This window comes from Acinetobacter sp. WU_MDCI_Abxd143 (assembly GCF_025514195.1).
Lineage (GTDB): Bacteria > Pseudomonadota > Gammaproteobacteria > Pseudomonadales > Moraxellaceae > Acinetobacter > Acinetobacter pittii_H.
Genome location: NZ_JAHPTH010000007.1, coordinates 1 through 24,633 on the forward strand (window position 1 = coordinate 1; position 24,633 = coordinate 24,633).

A 24,633-nucleotide genomic window follows, 5' to 3' on the forward strand; every position below is an offset into this window, starting at 1 on the left:
CACCGACTGCACCGACTGCACCGACTGCACCGACTGCACCGACTGCACCGACTGCACCGACTGCACCGACTGCACCGACTGCACCGCAAAAAGCTCAAAATACTCAGCCTACTTCAGCAAATAGTCATGAATTAAAAACACCTATTGAAAATGTAGAACTTCAGACGGCATCTAATAATGAATGGCAGAAACAATTACTTTTAATTCCACCTCCGATCAAAAGTACTTCACAGGCTTCCCCTGAGCCAAATTCTTCACAAGATAAGTCTAAATTTACTACTATTGATGGCATAGAATATGTAAATAGTGAATATCTTGAAGACCAAGAGTTTAATTTAGAAGGAAAAAAACGTTTTTATATCGTGCCAGATGGTTTAGGCAGAACTGAGTCAATAGAACGTAAAAAAGGTCTAAGTCGATCAACGTTGGATCAGCTTTTTAATCGACATACTCAAGATACAGAGTCGGCAGTGGTATTAGCGCCGACGTATATACGTTTATCTTCTCAAGATTTAGAAGCAACTTTTGAACAGGATAAATGTTTTATTAAAAATTATAATAAATCAATTAAAAAGCTCAATATAAATAAAGAAGTAAATTTGTGGCCAAGAAAACCTCTTAAAGAAAAGTTTGAGTATGAGTTGATAAAGCTTGGTCCTTCAATTCAACATTTAAAACTTATGTCATTCGCTGCTAGTAATGAAAGACCTTTATATTATTGGCCTTTAGTTATTTTTTTAGATGATAAAGGGTGTATTTTAGAGGGGGTGAGCGGTTTCAAGAGTAAATCGTATCCTTCTACTCTATTACAACACGCATCAATCCAAGGTGTTTTAAAATTACCACCCTTAGCACATTACATGATGTTGACGCCATTATCCTCTGCCGTAGATGTGGCAGAAAATGAGTTAACGAATCAGGGACAAATTCAAATTTCAGTATTACGTTAAAAATAAGTAGGATATCTAATGAATAAAAAAGTTTTATGGCCTTTTGCACTTACCACATTGGCAATGATGCTAAACGGTTGTGGTGGTGGTAGTTCCACAATAAATGAGAATCCTACAAATGGATCAGGAGGAGCTACTGCTAATGGAAGTTGTTCCGTAACAAACAGTGATTGTCTACAATTCTCTTTAGATTACCCAATACCGGGTATTAATTTTACCTGTAGTAGTGCAGCGAATCTAAGTTTTGTTACTAAGGCTTCTGGAAATAGTGTTATCGGATCTTGTAAAGCAGGCGATACTGCTAGTTTTTATTTGCAAGATACCAAAGCTACAAGAAAAATTGAACTAGGCTCTGTTAAGTTAGACACTGTTTCAAAAATTCAGATGACTGTTCCGCCACGTTTGAAAGTCATGGATATGGCGATTGGATTAACTGGGCAAACACCAACCTCACTTAACCAGAATGATCCTACAGTGCGGGTTGCAATGGCATTAGTAAAACTTTTTCAAAGCGTTGGCTTAGAGAGGGGAGATCATGTTGCTGGTGATTTGCAGCCAACCCAATTTACCGATGAGAAGAAAAATACTTTAAATATTTTAGTTCAAAATATTACAGCTACAGAATGGAAAAATGGTGCTTATGCCAATATTTTGAAACCATGGTTAGATGTAAGTCCAGTAACAGATACGCAAGCTTTTGAATTGGTAACCCAGTTGGCACACTTAAGTTTAGTAGGGTTATATCAATCAGATTATATTACTTTGGCTGAGCCTAATTTAATATCTGAAAATTTTTATGGATGTAATTTAACTAATTTAGCAGATTGTCCAAAAAATAGCGCTAATACCCAACATATGTTTGGTAATTTATTCTTACTATCTGATCGTCGGGGATATACATTTGGTTATGGCTTACAATGGAAAGGAACGAGTACAATTACAAGCCAGTTAGCAATTAGTGCAGTATTAAATGTCTTGACGAAATCTAAGCCAACTCAAATGGTTGCAGACTCGCAAACTGCTTGGCTTGATCCAATACAGACAGAAATTAAATCAACACAACCATTCCGTTTAAAAACTTCTAGCAATACAAATGAAGATTTAGTGATTTATCAAGGCAAATTATTAAATGATTCACTTATTGCAGGACGTGATAGTTCATATTTCGGGTTAACGAATACTAAAACTCCTAATCCTCAGCAGTATGCTTTATGGAAACAGAGTGTTGATAACCAAAATTATAATGGTTCTATGGATATTTATAAGGTAAGCCCTGCGAGCTATTTGTCTAATCAGATCTTTAAAACAGCTAATAATGTCAAATCTGGTCAAACTTATATTTTCCCATTATATGCAACTCTAAACTTTAAATTTGATACAGCAGGGATTGCACCTATTGATTTAGGTATTGTAGTTGATGAAAATGGAGACATTAGAACAGATATTAAACCTAATGCTACTGCGACAGACATGTCTGGTCAGTGTGGAGTGGTTTCAAATACCAGTTTAATTGATAACAATGGGGTTCAGCAGTACAGAATTGGTACAACTGGAGGAACAGAGTCTGCCGCCAATGATAAGTCAATTACAGTAAGAATGATTTTTGGGGTGCCTCAATTAGGGAATTTAAATGGTATTGTAGTCGGCCTAAATTCAAATGTTGTTCAAAGTACTTCTCAAACTGGTAGCCAAACTTTACTTGTAAGTGGCGCAAAAATTAACGTTGCGAACTTATTACAAGGGCAGACCAGTGGTGCGAATCTTACTACCTACGATAACAAGACAGTTTCATGGTTAAATCCGTATGCTTTTTATCAACAGGTTTATAATAATATTAAAGATATTTCCCCTGCTCCGACTGAGACTGAAAAAGCTTTAGGTCAGCGTATGGCGGGAACTGTGACACTTAGAACAGCTGATTGTTATCAGATTAAGACTAAATCTTAAAAATAAAAGACACATAAAAAAGACCGCAAAAGCGGTCTTTTTTATTATCTAATTGATTAACCTGTATGGTCTAAACGAGTACCCAAAGTTTCAAGATGGGTTGGGAATACTTGTTTTTTACGATCTTCAAAATAATGTCTTAGTGTATGTTCGACACTAGGGAAGGCGAGTTCTCCCCATGGAATTTTATGTTCTTCAAACAGACGACTCTCGATACTTTCTTCACCTGCACCAAAAATGCCATCTTTCAGCTGTGCTTTGAAAAGAACATAAATTTGGCCAATACGAGGAATGTTGTACATGCAGTAGAGTTGCTCTATTTCTATCTCAGCTTCTGCTTCTTCACGAGTTTCACGTGCTGCTCCTTGTTCCATGGTTTCGAACAATTCCATATAACCAGCAGGTAATGTCCACAATCCATAACGAGGTTCAATTGCACGACGACAGAGTAATACTTTGTCTTCCCATAACGCTAAGGCACCGCAGATTACTTTGGGGTTTTCATAGTGAATATTTCCACAATGAGTACAAACACGGCGTACTTTATGATCACCTAAAGGAATTTTTTGTTCGGTTTTATGCCCACACGCTACACAGAAACTCATAATTATCATCGAGTATAGAGATGCCTCAGCATAACTGAATTTTTAGACTTACGCATCAACTCTATTCCCTAACTTTGATTTTCAGATATGATGCAAAGAGAGACAGAATAATAGGTGAAAGGTATGGAAGAGCACTTGCTAACACAAAAGTTACAGCAAAGATTGCGCTTTTCCACCCGCATACAAGAAGCACAAGCTGCAGTACTGATTGCAATTACGAATGAGAATGACCCCAAGGTACTGCTTACACGCCGTTCAATACATATGAACAACCATGCGGGGGAAGTCTCTTTTCCTGGGGGAAAGCGTGATCCTAGTGATACCAGTAATATTGTTGTAGCGTTAAGAGAAGCTCAAGAAGAGACAGCTTTAAATCCGTTTGATGTACAGTTGCTCGGTGATTTGCCGATGCAGCGTGCAAGAAGTGGTTTGTCTGTAAAACCGATCGTTGGACTTATTCCTCCAGAGGTGACTTTAATACCACAGCCCACCGAAATTGATCGAATTTTCTTTGTCCCGTTACAGCAACTTATAGAGACGCGTCCAACACCCTATGAAGTTCGGTATGCTCATCAGTCTTTATATTTTCCAAGCCTACAGATTGATAATGAAATTATTTGGGGCTTAACTGCTCGTATGTTAGTTGCTCTGTTTAAATATGGATTGGGTTATCAAAAAGATTGGCCATTTTTACTTAACTCACCAACCTTTGGAATGCCAAAGTTTTCTCATAAAAAATAAAGATCAGGATTGATAAATTATGATGTATAGCTATCAAGGACAGCACCCAAAAGCCTTACATGAGCCATGGGATGGCTGGGTTGCTCCAACCGCAACGCTGATTGGGCAAGTGGAATTAGGCCGTCAGGTCAGCATTTGGTTTGGAGCTGTAGTTCGTGCTGATAACTGTGTGGTTCGGATTGGTGATTTCTCTAATATTCAAGAAAATTCGGTATTACATACCGATGCTGGACTTGAGCTAAATATTGGTGAATACGTTACAGTCGGGCATAAAGTCATGCTGCATGGTTGTACGATTGGTGATAATAGTTTGATTGGTATGAACGCCGTAATTTTAAATCGGGCTGTGATCGGTAAAAATTGTATTATTGGTGCTAATGCTTTAATTCCTGAAGGAAAAGTAATTCCAGATAATTCCGTAGTGATGGGTTCACCTGGCAAAATTGTCAAAACTTTAGATGAAGATGGCGCGGCAAAAATACGCTTGAGTGCATTGCATTATGCTGAACACTTTAAGAACTATACAGATTTAAAAGAGTTTCACTTTTAAAATTTTTTAATAAGTTATTTTGTATCCTAAGCATAAGCTTGGCATTTTTATTTAGAGATAGAACAACTCGCCTATCAGAGCCGAGTGGGGTATCATAACTTCCGTTTTTAATCTGATTGAATACTAAGGTTGTGCATGAAACTGCTGGCGTTGGAAACTGCAAACGAGCAATGTTCCATTTCATTAATCGATGAAACCCAAGAACTGTTTTTTCAACTCGATACGCGGGCGAAAGCACAAACACAGACTATTTTGCCTATGATTGAGCAGGGGCTACAACAAACAGGTCTTGAAATTGCTGGTTTAGATGCGATTGCCTTTAGCCGTGGACCAGGTTCTTTTAGTGGTGTTCGAATTAATGCTGCTGTTGCCCAAGCTTTAGCTTGGTCACAAGATTTACCTGTGGTTCCAGTTTCTACGTTGCAAGCTTTAGCACAAGCGGCATACCGACTTGAAGGTTTGGAACAAGTGACTGCTGTGCTCGATGCGCGCATGAATGAAGTTTACATTGCAAGTTTTGTTCTAGATGAACAAGGTATTATGCAGTGTATTGATGAAGAAAAATTAATGAGCTATGAACCAGCAGCTGCTTATGCAAAACATTGCTTAATTGGTTCGGGTGCGAAGCTACTTCAAGCTGATGCAGAGCATCAAACAATCACTGCAACTGCACAGGATATTGCTTCTATTGCACGTGTTTATGCTGCACAAAAGCAGTGGGTGGATGCCGAACATGCTTTGCCAGTTTATTTACGTGATGATGCGTGGAAAAAGATAGCAGATCAGGGTAAAGCAAAATAAAGGCTAATCATGCACATATATTTTGAAGTAGATTTTCAAGAGCAGGCACAGCACTACCAAGCTGTGCTTTGTTCTAGAGGTGTGACTGTCGATTTACAGCCAATTGAAAAGCTGAATGCACGGTTTTTACGCTTCAATCCTGAAATTGCCCTTTGTGTAGATGAAAACGGACTTTGGTTATCTGCTAATGGCATGAAAATGCAACCCGATTGGAAAGCAGAAATTCCCCGTTTAAAGCGTGCAAGTCTTAAATCAGAAATGATTGCCCGTGCTTGTCAGTTAGGTGAAAAACCAATACTGGTTGATGCTACAGCAGGCTTGGGTCACGATAGTTTACTCATGGCTTATTTAGGCGCACAAATACAATTGGTTGAGCGCCATCCGATTTTATTTACTTTGCTTGAAGATTCAAAAGCTCAGGCGGACCACGATCCATTTCTAAGTCAATTTATGGATCGTATTCAACTGATCTTTGCTGATTCTGCAAGTTATTTACAACAGTTACAACAAACAGCTCAAATGGTTGATGTGGTTTATCTAGATCCGATGTTTCCACAGCGTGATCAGAATCACCAAGCCATCAAAAAACAAGCTCAAGTTAAAAAACAGATGCAGCTTTTACACCTACTTTTACCCGAAGATGGTGAGATGGATTTAGGTGATAATCTGCTGGTTTTGGCACAGAAAGTTGCTAAACGTGTAGTCGTTAAACGACCGCGCCATGCTATTTTCTTGGCAAATCAAGAGCCAGCTCATCAATGGCAAGGAGATGCTTGTCGTTTTGATGCGTATTTTCAGTAGGCTTATGTAAGGTTAGGTTTTATTGCTTGAATAATGCACAAATATATGTGATATAGTTCAAAAGCATGATTGCTAAAATTCTTAGCAGGCATACACTTAAGATGCCTGTCAAAAACGAAATTTTTGAAAACCTTCTATGATTGATCTTAAACCCTCCATTAATTTTTGGCATGATTTTAAAAGCAACCAAATTGCCGGAATGTGGCTGTTTTTGGGGTCGAGACGTTCTTTACAGATTGTGCATCCATCTATCCTTCAGCTCATTGTCTGGGGAATTTTAGGGGGATGTACTAACTCTCTATATAGTTGGCTTGTCGCTGGTCAAATCGGTGATTTCAATTCACAAGGTTTAATTGGTTATGCACTTTGGCCATTCATTGCCTTAATTGTTGGTATTTTCTTATCACAGCGAACCAATCAACCTCGTTTAATGCTAGTTCCTGCTTTACTTTGGCTGGTTCTAGATACAAATATCTTATTAATTCAATGTTTAATCCAGTATTTGGGGTCTAACGGTTATCTCAACTTTATTCCAGATGCTATTTATAACGGAATTTTACCGAGCTTATTTGTAGCTTTGTTCGTGTGGCAAAGTTTAGCGGTAATTTGGGTTTTCTCACGTGAGCTTAAATGGCCCTGGTGGGAACGTGCATTGGTTATGGTTGCGACTATTGCAACAATGGTAGTGTGGCAACTTTCCGTAAAAGATCAACCGATTTGGAAGGTGGAAGATTCGGCTCCAACGTTTGCTGAAGATGCTTTTTATGCGCAAAGTAAGTTGTTGAACGATTCTTTAGAGCAAGTGCAATATGGTGAGCTCGCCAAAAGCCATTGGTATTTTTTAGGTGTTGCTGGCGATAGTTATCAAGATGTTTTTAAATCGGAAGTGGTCCGTATTAAAGAACAGTTTGATACACGCTTTGGAACGATTGGGCGCTCAATGATGCTGGTCAATAATCCAGATACCCGTACAGAGATTCCAATTGCCTCTAAAACAAGTATTGAACTGGCACTACGTCGTATGGGCCAGCAAATGAACCGTGATAGTGATGTCCTATTTTTATATATGACCTCACATGGTGAGCAAAATCACTTCGAAATTGAAAATGCACCATTAGATTTAGGGCAAGTGGACCCGAAATGGTTGCGAGAAACACTGGACAAATCCGGTATTCGCTGGCGTGTAATTGTGATCTCAGCCTGTTATTCAGGAAGTTTTATTCCTGCTCTACAGTCTCCTGATACCTTAATTATTACTGCATCGGCTGCTGATAAGACTTCTTTTGGATGTAATAACGAAGCTGACTATACCTATTTTGGTCGAGCTTTCTTTGATTTGGCTATGCGAGAGCAATCGTCGATGAAAGATTCGTTTAACACAGCTAAGCAAACGGTAACTAAATGGGAAGTGGCTCAAGGTGTTGAACCTTCAGAACCTCAGTGGATGATCGGTAAAAATATGGAACTTATGCTACCTCAATTGGAAAAGTATCTATTTCCTCAGCAAAATACGGGTAGTGTAGATATTGCTCAAACAAAAACAGAGGCTAAAAACGATGCAACTCCTGCAAAAAAACCGCTGCTTTGAGGGTGATCAGCGCATATACCAATTTGAATCTTCTTATTTAAAAGGACCAGCGAAGTTTGGTGTTTATTTACCACCAGCAGCTTTGGAAGGTAAAGCTTGCTCAACTTTGTTTTACTTAGCGGGTTTAACATGCACTGAAGAAACTTTTGCCATTAAAGCACATGCACAGCATATGGCAGCACAACTGAGCCTCATACTGATTACCCCAGACACTTCTCCTCGTGGAGAACAAGTCGCAGCAGGGGATCATTGGGATATTGGGCAAGGCGCGGGCTTTTATATTAATGCAACACAAGCGCCGTGGTCTGAGCATTATCAAATGGAAAGTTATTTAATTGATGAGTTATATCCACTCATTTTAAAAAGCTTTCCTGTAAACGCTCAACAAGTTGGTATCTTTGGACACTCAATGGGTGGTCACGGTGCATTAACTTTAGCGTTTAAATATCCAGAAAAGTTTAAGTCGGTATCTGCTTTTGCTCCGATCTGTGCACCAACTGAATGTGCATGGGGCGACAAAGCCTTTAGCCATTATTTGGGTGCAGACCGTGAAAGCTGGTTGGCTCATGATGCCACAGCATTGGTCTCAAAAAATGGGGCAGTATTTGACGAAATTTTGGTTGATCAGGGGTTAGATGATCAATTTTATGAACAACTTCACCCTGAAAAATTTAAGCAAGCATGTTTAAAAGCAGGACAGCCTTTAACTTTAAGACAACATGCTGGCTACGATCATGGTTATTACTTTATTCAAACCTTTATGGATGAGCACTTACAGTTTCATGCAATCCAGTTAGAAAAGGTATCTGGTTAATTAATTTAGTGTTGCCATTCAACTTGAAATTCTTGTTGAGCCATACGGTTTAGATGATCAAGAACAACTTTTTCTAAGTGGTTGTGGTCATCTAACTGACTATCAATAGCAACGTTTAACTGCTCTGTTTCTGGTGCAAGCGTAATGGTTGCGGTAGGCATTAAGATTTTAAAATCTTGTTCAGTTTCTTGTACTTCAAATTTATGTTTCCAATGATTAACTAGACGTTTTGCAATGCGTTTTCCATCGTTTGTTAATAGATGAGTTGTGCTTTTCATTATCAATCCTCACATTGGTTTAATGTACCTTAACAAATTCGTTTCGCCGTTAGCATTCTATTGTTGCAACGTTACGTTGCAAGTTTGAAATGTTGTCATTTAAGCAAGGAATGGCGGGCCAAGTAGGTTCTTTTTTGTTATAATTTTTAGTCTCTCCTTAAACTTCTAGCCAGGTCATCCACCTATGTCCAAGCCTTATTTGATTGCTCCTTCTATTTTATCTGCCGATTTTGCTCGTTTAGGCGAAGATGTAGACAAAGTGTTAGCCGCAGGTGCAGATGTAGTGCATTTTGACGTGATGGATAACCACTATGTTCCAAATTTAACTTTTGGTGCAGGTGTATGTAAGGCTTTAAAAAACTATGGGATTACAGCTCCTGTTGATGTGCATTTAATGGTATCTCCAGTTGATCGAATTATTGGCGATTTCCTAGAAGCAGGCGCAGATATTATTACATTCCACCCAGAAGCATCTCATCACATTGATCGTTCATTACAGCTGATTAAATCTGGTGGTGCTAAAGCAGGTTTAGTTTTCAACCCAGCAACGCCATTGCATTATCTAGATTATGTACTTGATAAAGTTGACCAAATTTTATTAATGAGTGTAAACCCTGGTTTTGGTGGACAAAAGTTCATTCCAATGACTTTAGAAAAATTACGTGAAGCGCGCAAAATTATCGATGCAAGTGGTCGTGATATTCGTTTAGAAGTTGATGGTGGCGTTGGCCCTGCAAATATTCGTGAAATTGCAGAAGCGGGTGCAGATATGTTTGTTGCTGGTTCAGCTATTTTTGGTCAACCAGATTATAAAGTTGTGATTGATCAAATGCGTGCAGAGCTTGCGAAAGTAGGCAGTGTAGACGCTTAAAAAGTTTGTTGAACTGAGAATAAGCTTGTGGATAACTTTGTTTATAACTGTATGGATAACTGTGTTGATAACCGTATGGATAAGATGTTGGTAAAATAAACAAAATTAGATCAACCGTTTATTCTATAGACAAAAACGATGAAAAAAGAACGTTTTGGCGTTCTTTTTTTATGCGTGTTGAGTAATTTATTAGCTGGCTTTTTATTAAGCTTTGCTAAAAAATAACCTGTGCAAAAAACGATGCAGCTCTGTGTAAAACTTTTTGTGCATACATACGTATAAAACTGTAAAAGTGTCATGAAAAATAAAGCTAAATTTGGTTTAATAAGTTTTTAGTAAGAGACCTTGATCATTAATGACAGTAAAAATTTTAGCGGTAGATATGGATGGGACTTTTCTTAATTCCAAAAAGCAGTACAACAAAGCACGTTTTTTAAAACAATATGAACAACTAAAACAAAATAATATTCATTTTGTGGTAGCTAGCGGTAATCAACTTGCAAAACTTGTTACCTATTTTCCAGAAATTAATCATGAGATTGCTTTTATTGCAGAAAATGGCGCACATGTTGTAGATGCGGGGCAAGAATTAGCTTTTGCTCATTTAAGTCAGCAACAATACGTTGAGATTTTAAAAGCGATTGGCCCAGCGTATACCTCAACCATGGTGATCTGTGGAAAACAAAGTGCTTACGTGCATAGAAGTATGAACGCAGAAGACTATGCCAAAGTTGCCCGATATTTTGAAAAACTGACAGTTGTAGATGACTTTTATGCACTAGATGACTTGGTGTGCAAAATTACTTTTACCGCTCAGGAAAACGAAAGCTTTGCGATTTTTGAGCATTTTCAGAAGCAAAGTTTTGTAGCAGATAAAGTTTTGGTACCTGTTTCAAGTGGTTTTAATTTTATTGATTTGATTCTTCCCGACCAGCATAAAGCACATGGTTTGAAGTTATTACTACAAAAATGGCAGGTTGAACCTAATCAAGTGGTTGCGATTGGTGATAACAACAATGATATGCAGATGATTAAAGCTGTGGGGTATGGGTTTGCAGTTGAAAATGCAGTAGAAGCATTAAAAGCGGTGGCGCCCTATACCACTGTAAGTAATGAGCAAGAAGGTGCATTAGAGGTGATTGATTTAGTACTTCAGCATCGACCCCCATTTGCTTAATTGCTCTATAATAAGCAGTTAAGATAGAAAATTGTATCTCTTTTAAAACTTAGTTATGCTAATGGCATTAAGATCACTCATCGGCTCTAGGCGATAAACCACAATGGCTCTACACCACTTACGCAAGTATGCTTGGTTTGTGTTCCTAATGACTTTGGTCATTGGGTGGAGTGGTGTGTCTGTTGCTCAGACGCCTATGCAGCATGATCTTCATACGATGCCGTGTCATAGTGAAAAAACTTCGCATAAGAATATGCATGTTCAAACAGATGATCAGACTGTATGTCATCAAAATATGACACAGGCTGTTCACTCGCATGGTGAGCATTGTCAGGACTGTAACCCAGTTCATTGTCAAATTGTGAATTTGGCATTACAGCAAGCTGTACCAGATATTGACTCGCAGTTCATTCCCATCTCGTCTCAATTTAGCAGTATTTATCAGGCTCAGCATTTAGCCGGATACTGGCAAGAAATTTTACGTCCTCCAAAAGCTTAATCCTTTCTTACTTATTTTTTTAGTTCAAAGGATTACAGCAATGTCTCATAAAACAATTAGCAGCCTCGTCGCTGTATTTGGTCTATTGGTTTCACCATGGACCCTCGCGGCAATTAAGGAATATCACCTTAATATTAATGAACAACAGGTCAATGTTACCGGTCAGCCGCTCAAACGAATTACCGTAAATGGAAAATTTATAGCACCACTCCTTGAGTTTGAAGAGGGGGATGAGGCTGTTATTCACGTCCATAACCAATTAAAGAATCAAGATACCTCTTTACACTGGCATGGGTTATTACTGCCAGGACTAATGGATGGTGTGCCGGGTTTTAATAATTTTAAAGGAATCGCGCCAAACGGAGACTTTGTTTACCGTTTTAAGGTGAAACAAAATGGCACATATTGGTATCACGCCCATAGTAAAGGCCAAGAACAAGACGGTTTATATGGCCCGCTCGTGATTTATCCAAAAGGGAAAATACCTGTAGCTTCACATGAAAAAACTGATCGTGATTATGTAGTGATGCTTTCAGATTTTCATAATTCTTCTAGCGATAGCATTATGAAGAATTTGAAGAAATCTGCTGAGTATTATCAAAACCGCCGTGAAACCGTATCTGATGTTTTGAAGCAAGTTAAAACACAAGGTTTAAAAGCAACTTGGCAAGATCGTTCGATGTGGAATCAGATGCGGATGTTAAAAACCGATATGTCTGATGTGACGGGCTATACCTTCTTAGTCAATGGTAAGACACCACAGCAAAACTGGACAGGTAATTTTAAAGCTGGCGAGAAGGTTCGATTACGATTTATTAACGCATCGGCTATGTCATTCTTTGACGTTAGAATCCCAAATTTAAAAATGACAGTTGTAAGTGCAGATGGGCAGCCAGTCAAACCTGTTGCAATTGATGAGTTTCGTATTGGTACAGCCGAAACCTACGATGTCATTGTAGAACCTAAACAGCCAAATTATCAGATTGAAGCAGAGTCTATTGACCGCAGTGGTTTTGCCATTGGGACTTTGCACAATGAAAATGCGCAGGCTGTAGGACCAATTCAAATACCGCAGCCACGTCCACGTTCTTTGCTAACCATGGATGATATGGGCATGAGTCATGGCAATGGGGCAAGTGATGAACATGCTGGCCATCAAATGAACATGCAACACGACATGTCGGCGATGCCTGAAATGAAGCATGATATGCAGGCAATGTCATCGAGTGAACATGACCACGCTATGATGAATATGAAGCATGAGATGCCTGCGCAATCTGAGAATAAGCCTAAAAAGGATGAGCCCGTTTATGGCTGGGCAAATGCTTCGACACCAGCGGGCATGAAGGCACTGCAATATAGCGATTTGCAATCTTTAACACCTCAACCAGACACGCGTGCGCCAGAACGAAAGCTTGTTATTCGTTTAGGCGGCAACATGGAGCGTTATATCTGGACCATTAATGGCAAAAAATTTAGCGAAGCTGAGCCATTACAAGTTAAGTATGGCGAACGTATTCGCTTGAAGTTTGTGAATGACAGTATGATGGCCCACCCAATGCATTTACATGGCATGTTTATGCAATTGGAAAATGGTCAACAAGCTGAAAATTTACCAAATAAACATACCCTTATTGTTCCACCTGGAAAGACCGTTACTGCGTTATTGACAGCCGATGCTTTGGGAGAATGGGCGATTCATTGCCATCTGCTCTATCACATGAGTGCTGGAATGATGAATAAATTAATTGTTGCTCAAGTCAACGATGGGCAACAACCCGCTCAGTCCCAGCCAACTGTTCAATCTGAAAATGAGAAAGGAGCTAGTCATGCGCATCACTAAGTTATTTTCTCAAATGATATATTGCGGTGCTTTCTCGAGCATATCAGTATTTACTTTTGCTCAAGAGCCTTTAACTCATGATCATTTACGCGAACATGGTGGACAGATCTATCAGGCAACAAAAATTGATACTGGCTGGACTCAAAATGAAGAAGGAAAAGGTAGTTTTTCTTCTGAATTAGAAACTTGGGTGGGAACGGATGAAAATAAATTGTTCATTAAAGCCCACGTTGAAAAAGCAGAGTCAGAAGATGCCAATTATGGCGGTTCAGTACTCTATAGCCGAAATATAGCTGACTATTGGGATGTACAAGCTGGGGTAAACTACGAGCGTTTGCAACGGGAAGATGAAAAGCAAGATCGTTGGGCTGGTGTTGTGGGTTTACATGGCATGGCACCTTACTTTTTTGAAACCGATGCTTATCTTTATGCAGGTGAAGACCAGCTATGGAAGTTAAGTTTAGAAACGGAAAGGGACTTGCTCTTTACCCAAAAGTTAATTGGTAAACCTTATTTAAAAGCAGATGTTGTTTTGCAAGATGAAGCTCGCTATGCCAGTAAAACAGGGCTATCTAGTTTACAAGCTGGCTTTCAAACCCGTTATGAAATCAATAAAAAGGTGATGCCATTTGTTGATGTCGGTTATGGCTATGAAAAAGGTTTAAAACAAACTGATTGGCAAACAGGAACCGACTCCGAACATGGTTGGTATTATGGAGCAGGGTTAACACTAAAATTCTAATTGCCGAACAAAAAGTAAGCTTAAACAGATGCCATTGGTTTATACTAATGGCATTGTTTTTTGTGTCAGTTATGGTGCAAAGATGGCTTTAGAAAAACAAGAGAATCAAATACATTTAAGTAAAAATAGCTCTAACTGCGGATGCTCAAGCATATCGTCTCAGGAGTGTTTTACACCTAGTGAACCTGTAGCTAAAAAGAGCCAATGGGTAAGTTATTACCATATTCCTAGCATGGACTGTGCAGCCGAAGAGCAAATGGTGCGGATGGCTTTAGCCTCTTACACTGATGATATTCAAGAGCTTCATTTTGATTTGCCTGCACGCCATTTAGCGATTTATCACAGTCTTCAAGCTGAAATGATTACTCAAAGTTTACAGCGTTTAGGATTAGGAGCCGAGTTACAACAAACACAGCCACATTATGAACCTGTTGAAAAACCAAAAAAGGTTCGAGCTAGTTCTTCAACGAATGCAGCACAAAAACAAGTTTTACAATGGTTGTTACTCATTAATGGGGTCATGTTTGTCATTGAGTTGATGGCAGGCATTATTGCTTCATCGACAGGATTAATCGCTGATTCGCTTGATATGTTTGCCGATGCTGCAATTTATGGCATTGCTTTATTTGTGGTGGGTAAAAATCTAAATGCCCAATTAAAAGCCGCGCATCTTTCGGGGTGGTTGCAGTTTGGCTTAGCCATGATTGTGTTAATTGATGTGCTGCGCCGTTTTATATATGGCAGTGAACCAGTTTCAATTTTAATGATTTTAATTGGTGGATTGGCGCTTGCGGCCAACATTAGTTGTCTTTACTTAATGAGTGACCATAAAGAGAGCGGGGCACATATGAAGGCGAGTTATATCTTTTCTGCAAATGATGTCATCGTTAACTTGGGTGTCATTGTCGCGGGAATATTAGTTGCCATGACAGGCTCTAGTTATCCTGATTTGATTATTGGATTAATTATTGTTTTGTTTGTCTTAAATGGCGCACGAAAAATTTTACAATTAAAAAGTGAATAAGTTTCTCTAAGACAGGCAAGCTTTAGATAGGGTTTGCCTTCATTTTTTATTTTAAAGTAAACTGAGTTCACACATAAAGGAGGAACGACCTCCCCCATAATGGGTAATCATGTCGGGACGACCTGACGCTATAAAAATCAGTGAATGTTATGGCTTGGGCTATTTTAATTTTAGCAGGTGTATTTGAAATCATTTGGGCATATTCTATGAAAATGTCCGAAGGTTTTACCCGTTTAACCCCTAGTATTATTACCGTAGTTTTTATGATTTTGAGTGTGGTTCTACTTTCAATTTCAATGAAAACTTTACCGCTTGGCACTGCCTATACGGTTTGGACAGGCATTGGCGCGATTGGGTCATTTCTTGTAGGTATATTTTTTCTTCATGAGCCTATTGGAGTTATGCGAATGATTGCCGCTGTATTGATTGTGTCAGGTTTGGTTTTAATGAAAATTTCATCGCCGTCCTAAGAGAATAAAACTATGTTGCTGTCTTATAAGTATATCAATTCGCCTGTTGGGCAATTAAAGCTAGTTGCGAATGAAAATGCTTTGGTGGCAGTACTCTGGGACAATGAAAATCCAAAACGTGTTCGACTGGCTGAGCTGGTCGAACAACTTGAGCATCCAGTTTTATTAAAGACCGAACAACAATTAAAAGAATATTTTGAAGGTAAACGCCGTGAGTTTACATTACCACTAGATTTCGAAGGAACTGCATTTCAAAAGCAGGTCTGGTCTGCTTTATTGACCATCCCTTATGGTGAAACAAGAAGTTATAAAGATATTGCTGTTCAAATTGGCAAAGAAAAAGCGGTGAGAGCAGTTGGCGCTGCCAATGGCAAAAACCCGATTTCAATTATTGCACCTTGTCATCGTGTCATTGGTGCGGGCGGTGCTTTAATTGGTTTTGCTGGTGGGCTTGATAAGAAAGATATTTTATTAAAACTAGAGCAACAATGAGCCGTTTTTGCGCTCGATTTTTTTAGACTTTTCTACTAAGCTGTCCTCTATGATATTTCATGAAGAAAGTGCTTCATGGCATCGCTTTTTTTGAAATATTGATCTTATTCAACAAACTTTGGATGTTCTAAAAATGGCTGTCGGTGACGTAACAATGCCACAAATGCATGTGGTAAAAGGTGTAAAAATTGGCTCAACAGAAGCATATGTACGTTACCAAAACCGACGAGATTTAGTCATTTTTGAGTTTGCAGAAGGCTCAAATGTTGCTGGTGTATTTACGCAAAATGCATTTTGTGCAGCGCCTGTTCATGTCTCTAAAGTCCATCTTGCCGAAGGTAACCCTCGTTATTTAGTGATTAATACGGGTAATGCCAATGCGGGAACCGGACCTACGGGTTTGAAAAACGCTCAGGATACTTGTGCGAAGTTAGCGGAGCTTGCTGGAGTAAATAGCTCTGAAGTACTTCCGTTTTCTACGGGGGTGATTGGCGAGCAGCTTCCAATGGAGCGTTTACTTGCTGGACTTCAGCCTGCATTAAATAGCGTACAAGATGCGGCTTGGAATGATGCTGCAACTGGCATTATGACGACAGACACTGTGCCTAAAGGCGCATCTGAACAATTTGAACTTGATGGTATGACTTATACCATGACTGGTATTAGTAAAGGCGCTGGAATGATTCGCCCGAACATGGCAACCATGTTGAGCTTTGTGGCAACAGACGCACCTATTCGCCGTGATTTAGTACAAAAGCTACTAAAAACCACGGTTGAGCATTCATTTAACCGTATTACGATTGATGGCGATACTTCGACCAATGACTCTTGTATTTTCGTAGCAACAGGTCAGGCGGGTGGCGCTGAAATCACATCAGACAACGATGCACGCTACACTAAAGTGTTAGAAGTACTTGCTCGTGTAATGAATCGTTTAGCCCAGTTAATTGTCCGTGATGGTGAAGGTGCGACAAAATTTATTACTGTTGTTGTAGAAGGCGGCGCAAATACTCAAGAATGTTGTGACATTGCTTATAGCATTGCGCATTCACCACTTGTCAAAACTGCACTTTTTGCATCGGACCCGAACTGGGGACGTATTTTAGCTGCGATTGGCTATGCAGGCGTTAAAGACTTAGACGTGTCTAAAATTCAAGTGTGGTTAGACGACGTGCAAATCTGTAAAGATGGCGGCGCAGCTGAGGACTATACCGAAGAAGCGGGCGCGCGTGTTATGGCTCAAACCGAGATTACCATTCGTGTTGATTTAGGACGTGGTCAGGCCAAAGACACGGTATATACGTGTGACTTATCTTACGACTATGTCAAAATTAATGCTGATTACCGTTCTTAAATATCAGTTATAATCAAGCCTCGACAAAGAGGCTTTTTTATTAGCCCCATCTTTTGATATTAAATGATTCAATCCGTAAATCATTTAAGCAGTAACGTTATATGCGAGCAGGTATGCCAGCATGAAGGATAGAGAAGACGTTTTATGAGTGATGCGACTTTAATTGCCAACGATGCAAAAAACATTGTACAAGCGCATTTAGACCGTTTAGGTGAGCCAAAAGACAATCGCTTAAGTGAAGAAGCAAAACAACAAAAGTTTGCGCAGATCGAAGCAGAGCTCAAAAAACGTGATGCTGTCCTTGTTGCTCATTACTATTGCGACCCTGAAGTACAAGAACTTGCCGAAAAAACAGGTGGATGCGTTTCTGACTCTTTAGAAATGGCCCGTTTTGGACGAGATCATGCAGCCTCTACACTGGTTGTGGCTGGTGTTAAGTTTATGGGAGAAACAGCAAAAATCCTGTCTCCTGAAAAAACAATTTTAATGCCGACACTTGAAGCAACCTGTTCACTCGACTTGGGTTGCCCAGTTGATGAGTTCACGGCATTTTGTGATCAGCACCCTGACCATACCGTAGTTGTTTATGCTAATACATCGGCTGCTGTTAAAGCACGTGCAGATTGGGTCGTGACATCAAGCTGTGCGGTTGAAATTGTTGAGCACCTAGACAGCTTAGGTGAAAAAATTATTTGGGCACCAGATCAGCACTTAGGTCGCTATATTCAGAAGAAAACTGGTGCAGATATGTTGCTTTGGGATGGCGCATGTATTGTGCATGAAGAATTCCGTGCGCGTGGTATTGCCAACATGAAAGCACTGTATCCAGACGCTGCTGTATTGGTACATCCTGAGTCACCAGAGTCAGTTGTAGAAATTGCAGACGCGGTAGGTAGTACGTCTCAACTCATTAAAGCTGCGCAGACTTTGCCAAACGAAAGACTCATTGTGGCAACAGACCGCGGTATTTTCTACAAAATGCAGCAAGCTGTACCGAATAAGATTTTAGTTGAAGCGCCAACAGCGGGTGAGGGGGCAACTTGTCGTTCATGTGCCCACTGTCCTTGGATGGCAATGAATGAACTCGACGGAATTTTAGAAGTTTTACAAAAAGGTGATCAGGAAATACACGTTGATCCAGCGCTTGCTGAACGTGCCAAAATGCCTTTAGATCGAATGTTAGCCTTTAGTGCATCGTTAAAACGTTAAAAAACCTCAAAATGCTTGTTAAATATACATTTGATAAGGATTTTTAACTTTTTTTGAGAATAGGTGTTGACGTCTGAGGGCGTCGCGCCTAGAATGCACACCGTACCGCACGATGTGCGATACAGCAAAAGCTGAGATAGATCGGAGCATAGCACAGCCTGGTAGTGCACCTGGTTTGGGACCAGGGGGTCGTAGGTTCGAATCCTACTGCTCCGACCACTTAAAATAATATTTTAAGATCGGCGAAGTATCGCATGATAAGCATCATCGGTTAAGCGCCTGTAGCTCAGTTGGATAGAGCATCCGCCTTCTAAGCGGATGGTCACAGGTTCGAATCCTGTCAGGCGCGCCATTCGGTAGCTTGGTACATAGAACTTATTTGATGGTGGATGTAGCTCAGTTGGTAGAGCCCTGGATTGTGATTCCAGTTGTCGCGGGTTCGAATCCCGTCATTCACCCCAATTTCGGAGCATAGCACAGCCTGGTAGTGCACCTGGTTTGGGACCAGGGGGTCGTAGGTTCGAATCCTACTGCTCCGACCATATTTAAAAGCGTTCAAGCTTTATAAAATATCCCAAATATTGAAAAGAATTTCTTCTTGTCTTATCGATAGAAGGAATTTTTTTGTTTTTATATATTTAAATTTTAATTCATACACACTCCAATATTTGAACTTATTTATATAAGCTTTGTTCTCTGTTCTCTGTTCTCTGTTCTCTGTTCTCTGTTCTCTGTTCTCTGTTCTCTGTTCTCTGTTCTCTGTTCTCTGTTATTGATATTTCTGCCTTAACTCATCCTTTTCTTGATGTGATAAAAATGCGATTTTTAGGCCATTTTGTTGAGCTGTATAAATTTGCTCAGGGCTTAAACCTGCTAATGGAGCAGCAGTTAAATATTCATGCTGTATTTCAATGCCTTCAACCGCGGGATCATCCGTATTAATGGTGGCAAGCACACCATGTTCTAAAAAAGTCTTTAATGGATGCTCTGCTAAAGAAGGTACTGTGTTGGTTTGAATATTTGAGGTAAGGCAAGATTCAATACCAATCTCATGTTTCGCTAAATAATCTAAAAGTTTTAAATCTTGAACTGCTTTAACACCATGTCCAATTCGTTCGGCACCTAATTCTTCAATAGCTTGCCAAATACTTTCTGGGCCGGCAGCTTCGCCTGCATGTACCGTAATGTGCCAACCTGCATCACGCGCTTTTTTAAAGTGCTCAATAAATAAATTGCCCGGAAAACCAAGCTCATCTCCAGCAAGATCCAATGCTTTAATATCATTTTTATGGGCAAGCAGGGCATTTAATTCTTTTTCGCAGGCTTCCTGACCAAAAGTACGGCTCATAATGCCAATTAAATTCGCTTTTACACCGTACGCCTGACTACCTTCTTTTACACCAGCAATAACTGCTTCAACCACACCTTCGAGTGGAAGTTGATGTGTCATTCCCATATAACCCGGTGAAAAACGCAGCTCTACATAGTCTAGCCCTTGTTGTGCTGCATCTTGCATGTTTTCAAATGCAATACGTTTGCAGGCATCTAAGCTTGCTAATACTTTTACACCCCAATCGAGCTTAGATAAAAAACTTAATAAGTCAGGTTGGTTATCCATAACTTGTACGTGTGGTCGTAAAGATTCAATGTCGTAAGCAGGTAAATCTAAATGGTATTGCTGACCCAATTCTAAAATGGTTTGAATGCGGATGTTGCCATCAAGGTGGCGATGTATATCTGTAAGCGGGAGCGTTTTTGTAATCATAGATTTCTTCTTATCTGTTTGCATCAATTCATCATGCCTGTTTAGATGCACTGATAAAAGTTTGGATTTGCTATGTTTTTGTGAAAATGGTTGAGTTGAGTTTTTTGAACTTACTATATTTGTATAAGTTTTAATTTTGATGACATTGTTCTGGCCTAAGAAGACAACGCAGTCTGTGTAAGATACAAGCACCAAGATTTTTATTGTTTTTAATTTTGCTGAGCCTGTTTTTTGTTGACTCTTCAAGAGTGGATTGGCTGAAGAATGGTCATTGGTATTTTGCCTTTTACTTGTAAAGATGAATAAAGGCTTGCTAAAGACCAAACCGATAAAGCGATTAATTTATCTGTAGAAATCTATTTCTGGCAAGTAAATGAAAAAGAAGAAATAGGAAGCACTCAAATGAAGTCGGTACTTTGTCATCAAGCAACATTGCAAGTAGTAGACCAACCGAACTTAACGCCTGCAAAAGGACAAGTTTTATTGGAAGTGGTGCGATGTGGGATCTGTGGTTCAGATTTACATATGCAGCACCACTGCGACCACATGCATGATTTGGCTGCACGTGTCGGGTTTAATGGTTTAGCCAAGTCTACAGACCCATTTGTACTAGGACATGAGTTTTGCGGCAAGGTTTTAGACTACGGTCCAAAAACACGCCATAAATTTAAAGCCGACACACTCGTTTGTGCAATGCCGCTTTTGAATGTAGATCAGCATGGTTATTTGTCTACGGGACTTTCGCCAAATGCTTCGGGTGGTTATGCCGAGCAAGTATTGGCTCAATCAAGCTTGATGTTTGAAGTCCCGAATGGTCTAGATGCGGATAGTGCTGCCATGACCGAACCTATGGCGGTTGCATTGCATGCCGTTCGCCGTAGCCGTGTGAAAACCAGTGAGCCTGCTATTGTGATTGGCTGCGGACCTGTTGGGCTAGGTGTCATATTAATGCTTAAAGCGGCTGGGGTTAAAACTGTAGTTGCCAGTGATTTTTCACCAAACCGCCGTAAGCTTGCCGAGCAATGTGGTGCGGATATTGTGGTAGACCCTAAAGAGACATCGCCATTTGCCAACTGGAAAGAGTTTGGTTTGCTTGGCAATGTTTCTGACGCAATTAACATGGGCATGGGACTATTTGATAAGTTGCAAGCGACACGCTTACCGTGGTGGCATGGATGGCGCATGATTGATAAATTGGGCGCTCTGCCAAAACGTCCTGTTATTTTTGAGTGTGTGGGCGTACCGGGTGTTTTGCAGCAAATTATTGAAGGTGCGCCTTTATTTTCCCGAATTGTTGGGGTGGGCGTCTGCATGCAAAGCGACAAAATCGAACCCGCACTTGCAATTAATAAAGAGTTAGAAATTCAGTTTGTGTTGGGCTATACACCGCTTGAGTTCCGAGATGCGCTACACATGATTGCAGAAGGTAAAGTGAATTGTTCGCCGCTGATTACTGGTGTTGTCGGTTTAGAGGGGGTTACGAGTGCATTTGAAGCGTTACGTGACCCTGAACAGCATGCCAAAATCTTGATTGACCCGAAACGTAGTGGTTCAGACATTCAATTAATGAGTCATTAATTCAAAGATATTTACGTTTAACTAAAAGGCTGTGATTTGATTAATCACAACCTTTTTTATGAGTATAGTTCGCGATATTGGGCATAAATAAAAGCTACTAAGCTAATTTGCATTGCTCTTTAGTTGTTCTAATTCTTGGTAAATCCAGTCAACAAATTTTTGAATAGTCGGTGAGATGTCTTGGCTTGAGTGAATGAGATAATACTTTCGGCTGCCTTTTAGTTTTTTATTGGAAACAATCACCAGTTCCTTTTTTTGTAGTTCAGACTCAATCAACATTTGCGGAATTAGGGCCATTCCCATGTCATGGCTAGCAGCTACCGCAAGCATTGAAAATAACTCATGGCGTTGTCCATCAAAAGGTTTAGGGTGCTGCATGTGATGGGTCAGAAACCATTCTTGCCAAATGCTAGGCCGAGTGGTTTGTTGTAGCAGAGGAATTTTCAGCAAATCTTCAGAGCTTAGATCATAGGTATTTTCATTGATCATCACCGCATCTGGAAAATACTTTTCGATCAGTTTTGGTGAGCACACAGGTACAATTTCTTCATCCATTAAATAGTGTGCTTGTATGCCGGGCCAGTGGTCAATTTGCTGCTGTGTCCCTGCAAAAATGGCAGCGTCAAAAATATTATCGTTAAATAAAAAAGGTTTGGTACTGGTTTCTAAATGTACTGTAATTTCAGGGTGTTTTTGATTTAAAAGATGGAGCTTGGGTAACAGCCAGCGCGTTGCAAAGGTAGGCACCACGCCTAACTTTAATGTTCCACCTAAACCTTTATGAGAAATCACATCGGCTGTACATTTCTCTAGACCTAATAGGTAGGGCTTAATACTTTTAAAATATTGTTGGCCTGCAATGGTGAGTTCAACGCCATGCCGAGTACGTATAAAGAGTTCAACGCCTAAGAAATCTTCTAATTGTTGAATTTGACGCGAGACTGCACTTTGGGTAATGCATAACTCTTGCGCAGCATAGGTATAACTTAGATGTTTCGCTGCACTTTCAAAGCAAATCAGGCCCTGAATAGACGGGATACTTCTTCGCATAAATAAATCCTTTTATTTGTCGTCATATTTCAAAACAGCATATGACCTACATGCAGATATCAGAGTTTAGTATAAAAATAAGCCATTTTTAATGAAATACAACCAATTAAATATCTAAATTTAATGCATCTTATTTTAAATATGCGTAAGTCGCATATCTGCATGAACATTTATCGTTTGATTACTGCATTTTTCACGCATAACATCGAGTTAAATAAAGAAGATCAAATCAAGCAGAGGATGCGATGAATCACATGGTGACAACAAAAAAAGCAAAAGTTCAATTTAACTGGCAAGACCCATTTTTAATTGAGCAACAGCTTAGCCCAGATGAGCGCATGATTCGTGATGCGGCTCATGCCTATTGCCAAGAACGCCTGCAACCCCGTGTACTTGAACAATTCCGTCATGAAACAACAGATCCATCTATTTTTCGTGAAATGGGAGAGCTCGGCTTACTGGGGCCAACCATTCCTGAGCAATATGGCGGCGCAGGTTTGAACTATGTGAGTTATGGTTTGGTTGCGCGTGAAATTGAATATGTCGATTCGGGTTACCGCTCTATGGCAAGTGTGCAAAGCTCATTGGTGATGGTTCCGATTCATGAGTTTGGTAGTGAAGAGCAAAAGCAGAAGTACTTACCTAAACTAGCTACTGGTGAATACATTGGCTGTTTTGGTTTGACCGAACCTGACCATGGTTCAGATCCGGGCAGTATGATTACACGTGCTAAAAAAGTTGACGGTGGTTACCGTTTAAGTGGCGCAAAAATGTGGATTACCAACAGTCCAATTGCCGATGTATTTGTGGTTTGGGCAAAAGAAGTTTCTGCTGAAGGTAATGTGGGTGACATTCGCGGCTTTATTTTAGAAAAGGGCTGGGAAGGCCTATCTGCGCCTGCCATTCATGGCAAGGTCGGTTTACGTGCCTCGATTACGGGTGAAATCGTGATGGATAACGTATTTGTACCTGAAGAGAATGCGTTCCCTGAAATTCGAGGTTTGAAAGGCCCATTTACCTGTTTGAATAGCGCTCGTTATGGCATTGCATGGGGTGCAATGGGTGCTGCCGAGTTTTGTTGGCATACCGCACATCAATACACCATGGACCGTAAACAATTTGGTCGTCCGTTGGCTGCAAATCAATTGATTCAAAAGAAACTGGCAGATATGCAAACTGAAATTGCTTTGGGTTTACAGGCAGCTTTACGTTTTGGCCGCATGAAAGATGAAGGCATTGCATCAGTTGAAGGCACATCTCTAATTAAGCGTAACAACTGTGGGAAAGCACTTGATATTGCCCGCATGGCACGTGACATGATGGGCGGAAATGGTATTAGTGACGAGTTTGGTGTGGCACGTCATTTGGTCAATCTTGAAGTCGTAAATACCTACGAGGGTACACATGACGTTCATGCTTTAATTCTAGGTCGTGCACAAACAGGCATCGCAGCATTTAGTAACTAACTCATTAATTTTTAAAAG

General features: G+C 40.0%; 24 protein-coding genes and 4 tRNA genes. 24 read left to right on the top strand and 4 right to left on the bottom strand.

Going from position 1 to position 24,633, the window contains the following annotated elements; translation table 11 throughout:
- Together filE and KTI79_RS13015 are read left to right on the top strand one after the other, a co-directional pair.
- Window positions 1-950: putative pilus assembly protein FilE (gene filE, locus KTI79_RS13010; RefSeq protein WP_262468600.1), on the top strand; the 950-nt coding region annotated here is incomplete at its 5' end.
- Window positions 951-968: 18 nt separating this feature from the next.
- A complete protein-coding gene (locus KTI79_RS13015) occupies window positions 969-2,897 on the top strand; it encodes a hypothetical protein (protein WP_032055170.1) in 1,929 nt (642 codons plus the stop codon).
- Window positions 2,898-2,953: 56 nt separating this feature from the next.
- On the opposite strand, the gene KTI79_RS13020 is transcribed toward KTI79_RS13015, so the two are convergent.
- The gene (locus KTI79_RS13020; RefSeq protein WP_032055171.1) at window positions 2,954-3,502 is read right to left on the bottom strand and encodes an NUDIX hydrolase; all 549 of its coding nucleotides are present in this window, start codon (window positions 3,500-3,502) and stop codon (window positions 2,954-2,956) included.
- A 114-nt stretch (window positions 3,503-3,616) separates the two neighbouring features.
- On the opposite strand from KTI79_RS13020, the gene KTI79_RS13025 reads away from it, so the two are divergent.
- The 6 genes from KTI79_RS13025 (at window position 3,617) to fghA (ending at window position 8,797) form a co-directional block, all read left to right on the top strand.
- Complete coding sequence (locus tag KTI79_RS13025) at window positions 3,617-4,243, top strand: CoA pyrophosphatase (RefSeq protein WP_079284346.1); 627 nt, start codon at window positions 3,617-3,619, stop codon at window positions 4,241-4,243.
- Window positions 4,244-4,265: 22 nt separating this feature from the next.
- Complete coding sequence (locus KTI79_RS13030) at window positions 4,266-4,793, top strand: gamma carbonic anhydrase family protein (RefSeq protein WP_079284351.1); 528 nt, start codon at window positions 4,266-4,268, stop codon at window positions 4,791-4,793.
- 135 nt (window positions 4,794-4,928) lie between these two features.
- Window positions 4,929-5,594, top strand: coding sequence for a tRNA (adenosine(37)-N6)-threonylcarbamoyltransferase complex dimerization subunit type 1 TsaB (gene tsaB / locus KTI79_RS13035; protein ID WP_032055173.1), 666 nt, complete (start codon window positions 4,929-4,931; stop codon window positions 5,592-5,594).
- A gap of 9 nt (window positions 5,595-5,603) precedes the next feature.
- The gene (locus KTI79_RS13040) at window positions 5,604-6,395 is read left to right on the top strand and encodes a class I SAM-dependent methyltransferase (protein WP_032055176.1); all 792 of its coding nucleotides are present in this window, start codon (window positions 5,604-5,606) and stop codon (window positions 6,393-6,395) included.
- Window positions 6,396-6,531: 136 nt separating this feature from the next.
- Window positions 6,532-7,983 (top strand): C13 family peptidase, encoded by a 1,452-nt coding sequence (locus KTI79_RS13045; RefSeq protein WP_005071224.1) that lies wholly within the window; start codon window positions 6,532-6,534, stop codon window positions 7,981-7,983.
- Entirely contained in the window at window positions 7,952-8,797 is an 846-nt protein-coding gene (gene fghA, locus KTI79_RS13050; protein WP_032055178.1) for an S-formylglutathione hydrolase, read from the top strand. Before KTI79_RS13045 ends, fghA begins: the two co-directional genes overlap by 32 nt.
- Window positions 8,798-8,802: 5 nt before the next feature.
- Here fghA and KTI79_RS13055 read toward each other — a convergent pair whose 3' ends face one another.
- Window positions 8,803-9,075 carry a DUF2218 domain-containing protein gene (locus tag KTI79_RS13055; RefSeq protein ID WP_000843456.1) on the bottom strand — a complete coding sequence of 91 codons (273 nt, stop codon included), beginning with the start codon at window positions 9,073-9,075 and terminating at the stop codon, window positions 8,803-8,805.
- Between the two features lie 184 nt (window positions 9,076-9,259).
- On the opposite strand from KTI79_RS13055, the gene rpe reads away from it, so the two are divergent.
- From rpe to KTI79_RS13125, 14 genes are all read left to right on the top strand, one after another.
- Window positions 9,260-9,946: a ribulose-phosphate 3-epimerase gene (gene rpe, locus KTI79_RS13060; protein ID WP_000043044.1), complete on the top strand. Its 687-nt coding sequence runs from the start codon at window positions 9,260-9,262 to the stop codon at window positions 9,944-9,946.
- A 355-nt stretch (window positions 9,947-10,301) separates the two neighbouring features.
- A complete protein-coding gene (locus tag KTI79_RS13065) occupies window positions 10,302-11,123 on the top strand; it encodes a Cof-type HAD-IIB family hydrolase (RefSeq protein ID WP_032055179.1) in 822 nt (273 codons plus the stop codon).
- A 103-nt stretch (window positions 11,124-11,226) separates the two neighbouring features.
- Window positions 11,227-11,622, top strand: a complete 396-nt coding sequence (locus KTI79_RS13070) for a hypothetical protein (protein WP_032055180.1) — start codon at window positions 11,227-11,229, stop codon at window positions 11,620-11,622.
- Between the two features lie 40 nt (window positions 11,623-11,662).
- On the top strand, window positions 11,663-13,465 hold the full coding sequence (locus tag KTI79_RS13075; protein WP_032055182.1) for a copper resistance system multicopper oxidase: 1,803 nt from the start codon (window positions 11,663-11,665) through the stop codon (window positions 13,463-13,465).
- Window positions 13,452-14,207, top strand: a complete 756-nt coding sequence (locus tag KTI79_RS13080) for a copper resistance protein B (protein ID WP_032055184.1) — start codon at window positions 13,452-13,454, stop codon at window positions 14,205-14,207. Before KTI79_RS13075 ends, KTI79_RS13080 begins: the two co-directional genes overlap by 14 nt.
- 28 nt (window positions 14,208-14,235) lie before the next feature.
- On the top strand, window positions 14,236-15,231 hold the full coding sequence (locus KTI79_RS13085) for a cation transporter (RefSeq protein ID WP_032055185.1): 996 nt from the start codon (window positions 14,236-14,238) through the stop codon (window positions 15,229-15,231).
- A 149-nt stretch (window positions 15,232-15,380) separates the two neighbouring features.
- A complete protein-coding gene (locus tag KTI79_RS13090) occupies window positions 15,381-15,701 on the top strand; it encodes a DMT family transporter (protein ID WP_032055186.1) in 321 nt (106 codons plus the stop codon).
- Window positions 15,702-15,713: 12 nt separating this feature from the next.
- Window positions 15,714-16,193 (top strand): methylated-DNA--[protein]-cysteine S-methyltransferase, encoded by a 480-nt coding sequence (locus KTI79_RS13095; protein ID WP_032055188.1) that lies wholly within the window; start codon window positions 15,714-15,716, stop codon window positions 16,191-16,193.
- Between the two features lie 133 nt (window positions 16,194-16,326).
- The gene (argJ, locus tag KTI79_RS13100) at window positions 16,327-17,547 is read left to right on the top strand and encodes a bifunctional glutamate N-acetyltransferase/amino-acid acetyltransferase ArgJ (RefSeq protein ID WP_032055190.1); all 1,221 of its coding nucleotides are present in this window, start codon (window positions 16,327-16,329) and stop codon (window positions 17,545-17,547) included.
- A gap of 144 nt (window positions 17,548-17,691) precedes the next feature.
- Complete coding sequence (nadA, locus tag KTI79_RS13105; protein ID WP_002115913.1) at window positions 17,692-18,756, top strand: quinolinate synthase NadA; 1,065 nt, start codon at window positions 17,692-17,694, stop codon at window positions 18,754-18,756.
- Between the two features lie 142 nt (window positions 18,757-18,898).
- A tRNA-Pro gene (locus KTI79_RS13110) sits at window positions 18,899-18,975 on the top strand.
- A gap of 56 nt (window positions 18,976-19,031) precedes the next feature.
- A tRNA-Arg gene (locus tag KTI79_RS13115) sits at window positions 19,032-19,108 on the top strand.
- Between the two features lie 33 nt (window positions 19,109-19,141).
- Window positions 19,142-19,217, top strand: a tRNA-His gene (locus KTI79_RS13120).
- Between the two features lie 4 nt (window positions 19,218-19,221).
- A tRNA-Pro gene (locus KTI79_RS13125) sits at window positions 19,222-19,298 on the top strand.
- A 227-nt stretch (window positions 19,299-19,525) separates the two neighbouring features.
- Here the strand turns inward: KTI79_RS13125 and add are convergent.
- On the bottom strand, window positions 19,526-20,521 hold the full coding sequence (add, locus tag KTI79_RS13130; RefSeq protein WP_032055191.1) for an adenosine deaminase: 996 nt from the start codon (window positions 20,519-20,521) through the stop codon (window positions 19,526-19,528).
- Window positions 20,522-20,923: 402 nt separating this feature from the next.
- On the opposite strand from add, the gene KTI79_RS13135 reads away from it, so the two are divergent.
- Window positions 20,924-22,099, top strand: coding sequence for a zinc-binding dehydrogenase (locus tag KTI79_RS13135; protein WP_021511527.1), 1,176 nt, complete (start codon window positions 20,924-20,926; stop codon window positions 22,097-22,099).
- 102 nt (window positions 22,100-22,201) lie between these two features.
- Here the strand turns inward: KTI79_RS13135 and KTI79_RS13140 are convergent, their stop codons facing one another.
- Window positions 22,202-23,149, bottom strand: a complete 948-nt coding sequence (locus KTI79_RS13140) for a LysR substrate-binding domain-containing protein (protein WP_032055193.1) — start codon at window positions 23,147-23,149, stop codon at window positions 22,202-22,204.
- 245 nt (window positions 23,150-23,394) lie between these two features.
- Here KTI79_RS13140 and KTI79_RS13145 point away from each other — a divergent pair, with 245 nt between their 5' ends.
- Complete coding sequence (locus tag KTI79_RS13145) at window positions 23,395-24,615, top strand: acyl-CoA dehydrogenase (RefSeq protein ID WP_032055194.1); 1,221 nt, start codon at window positions 23,395-23,397, stop codon at window positions 24,613-24,615.
- The last annotated feature ends 18 nt before the right edge of the window (window positions 24,616-24,633 follow it).